The 431-nt window shown below is 65.9% G+C and carries 2 protein-coding genes; both read right to left on the bottom strand.

Annotation, left to right across the window (positions count from 1 at the left end; all coding sequences use genetic code 11):
* Window positions 1–193, bottom strand: a 193-nt coding sequence (locus J5M58_RS27210; protein WP_207880568.1) for a PLP-dependent transferase, incomplete at its 3' end; no start/stop codon positions are given.
* Between the two features lie 123 nt (window positions 194–316).
* A partial coding sequence (locus J5M58_RS28175) for a hypothetical protein (protein WP_243432576.1) occupies window positions 317–431 on the bottom strand: 115 nt, incomplete at its 5' end.

Raw genomic sequence — 431 nt, 5'->3', positions numbered from 1 at the left:
CCTCCAACACCGCGTTGGTGGGGTTCATGATGCGCGTGTAGATGTTGCCGGCGACCTTCAGGTCGAACAGGTCGGCGCCGTGCTGGGTGTCGTCGAAGGCGTAGGAGCTGGTCTGGTAGATCGGCACGGCCACGGCCTTGGTGGTCGGGTCGGGGCTGTAGCCGGCGTGAATGGCCAGGGTTTCCAGTTTCATCGTTCGAGCATCCTTGTGGGCAGAAAGGCCCGAGGATGCGAGCGGCGCCCGGCCCCGGTCAATGACCGGGAGCAATACCGCCGGGGCGCCGCTAGATCGCTTTTCGCTGAGCTTATAACCGCCTCAGGAGGAGCAGCTGATCTCCAGGTGTTTGCCCCAGTCCGGCGGGCGGCGGGTGAAGGCTTCGGCGCCGGGCTGTTCCTCGAAGGGCCGGCTGAGCACGTCGTGCAGACGACGC

Source organism: Pseudomonas sp. 32_A, from assembly GCF_017490905.1.
Classification (GTDB): Bacteria; Pseudomonadota; Gammaproteobacteria; order Pseudomonadales; family Pseudomonadaceae; genus Aquipseudomonas; species Aquipseudomonas inefficax.
Note: the sequence above shows the minus strand (reverse complement) of the source record. Positions and strands in the feature narration are given on the sequence as shown.